Here is a 2,448-nt window from a genome sequence, read left to right as displayed (position 1 = left end):
AGCGGGGTGATGGGTGGCTGGTCGTTGTTTGAGAACTGCACAGTGGACGCGAGCATCTGTGGCCAAGTTTTTAAGGGCGCACGGTGGATGCCTTGGCACCAGGAACCGATGAAGGACGTGGGAGGCCACGATAGTCCCCGGGGAGCTGTCAACCAAGCTTTGATCCGGGGGTTTCCGAATGGGGAAACCCGGCAGTCGTCATGGGCTGTCACCCGCTGCTGAACACATAGGCAGTGTGGAGGGAACGCGGGGAAGTGAAACATCTCAGTACCCGCAGGAAGAGAAAACAACCGTGATTCCGGGAGTAGTGGCGAGCGAAACTGGATGAGGCCAAACCGTATGCGTGTGATACCCGGCAGGGGTTGCGCATGCGGGGTTGTGGGATCTCTTTTTCATGGTCTGCCGACTGTGAGACGAGTCAGAAACCGTTGGTGTAGGCGAAGGACATGCGAAAGGTCCGGCGTAGAGGGTAAGACCCCCGTAGCTGAAACATCAACGGCTCGTTTAAGAGACACCCAAGTAGCACGGGGCCCGAGAAATCCCGTGTGAATCTGGCGGGACCACCCGCTAAGCCTAAATATTCCCTGGTGACCGATAGCGGATAGTACCGTGAGGGAATGGTGAAAAGTACCGCGGGAGCGGAGTGAAATAGTACCTGAAACCGTGTGCCTACAAGCCGTGGGAGCGTCGCGCATCGAGCTTGCTCGGTGCGTCGTGACTGCGTGCCTTTTGAAGAATGAGCCTGCGAGTTTGCGGTGTGTTGCGAGGTTAACCCGTGTGGGGAAGCCGTAGCGAAAGCGAGTCCGAATAGGGCGATTTAGTAGCGCGCTCAAGACCCGAAGCGGAGTGATCTAGCCATGGGCAGGTTGAAGCGGAGGTAAGACTTCGTGGAGGACCGAACCCACCAGGGTTGAAAACCTGGGGGATGACCTGTGGTTAGGGGTGAAAGGCCAATCAAACTCCGTGATAGCTGGTTCTCCCCGAAATGCATTTAGGTGCAGCGTCGTGTGTTTCTTGCCGGAGGTAGAGCACTGGATAGGCGATGGGCCCTACCGGGTTACTGACCTTAGCCAAACTCCGAATGCCGGTAAGTGAGAGCACGGCAGTGAGACTGTGGGGGATAAGCTCCATGGTCGAGAGGGAAACAGCCCAGAGCATCGACTAAGGCCCCTAAGCGTACGCTAAGTGGGAAAGGATGTGGAGTCGCAGAGACAACCAGGAGGTTGGCTTAGAAGCAGCCACCCTTGAAAGAGTGCGTAATAGCTCACTGGTCAAGTGATTCCGCGCCGACAATGTAGCGGGGCTCAAGCGTACCGCCGAAGTCGTGTCATTCATACACATATCCCCAACGGGAGTATGGATGGGTAGGGGAGCGTCGTGTGCCGGGTGAAGCAGCCGCGGAAGCGAGTTGTGGACGGTTCACGAGTGAGAATGCAGGCATGAGTAGCGATACACACGTGAGAAACGTGTGCGCCGATTGACTAAGGGTTCCTGGGTCAAGCTGATCTGCCCAGGGTAAGTCGGGACCTAAGGCGAGGCCGACAGGCGTAGTCGATGGACAACCGGTTGATATTCCGGTACCCGCTTTGAAACGCCCAATACTGAATCAGGCGATGCTAAGTCCGTGAAGCCGGCCCGATCTCTTCGGAGTTGAGGGTAGTGGTGGAGCCGATGAACCAGACTTGTACTAGGTAAGCGATGGGGTGACGCAGGAAGGTAGTCCAACCCGGGCGGTGGTAGTTCCCGGGGTAAGGGTGTAGGCCGTGTGATAGGCAAATCCGTCACACATTAAGGCTGAGACCTGATGCCGAGCCGATTGTGGTGAAGTGGATGATCCTATGCTGTCGAGAAAAGCCTCTAGCGAGTTTCATGGCGGCCCGTACCCTAAACCGACTCAGGTAGTCAGGTAGAGAATACCGAGGCGTTCGGGTGAACTATGGTTAAGGAACTCGGCAAAATGCCCCCGTAACTTCGGGAGAAGGGGGGCCATCACTGGTGATCCGATTTACTCGGTGAGCTGGGGGTGGCCGCAGAGACCAGCGAGAAGCGACTGTTTACTAAAAACACAGGTCCGTGCGAAGCCGTAAGGCGATGTATACGGACTGACGCCTGCCCGGTGCTGGAACGTTAAGGGGACCGGTTAGTGCACTTTCGGGTGTGCGAAGCTGAGAACTTAAGCGCCAGTAAACGGCGGTGGTAACTATAACCATCCTAAGGTAGCGAAATTCCTTGTCGGGTAAGTTCCGACCTGCACGAATGGCGTAACGACTTCTCGACTGTCTCAACCATAGGCCCGGTGAAATTGCACTACGAGTAAAGATGCTCGTTTCGCGCAGCAGGACGGAAAGACCCCGGGACCTTTACTATAGTTTGATATTGGTGTTCGGTTCGGCTTGTGTAGGATAGGTGGGAGACTTTGAAGCAGCCACGCCAGTGGTTGTGGAGTCG

1 rRNA gene is annotated in these 2,448 nt (G+C 56.1%); it reads left to right on the top strand.

Features of this window, described 5'->3' with window-relative positions:
• Window positions 1-60: 60 nt before the first annotated feature.
• Window positions 61-2,448 (top strand): 23S ribosomal RNA (locus ABZS61_RS34590); the annotation flags it as partial.

Origin of the sequence: Streptomyces sp. NPDC005566, assembly GCF_040605575.1 — a bacterium.
Taxonomy (GTDB): Bacteria; Actinomycetota; Actinomycetes; order Streptomycetales; family Streptomycetaceae; genus Streptomyces.
The sequence above is the reverse complement of the archived record's forward strand: the minus strand, read 5'-3'. Positions and strand labels throughout refer to the sequence as shown.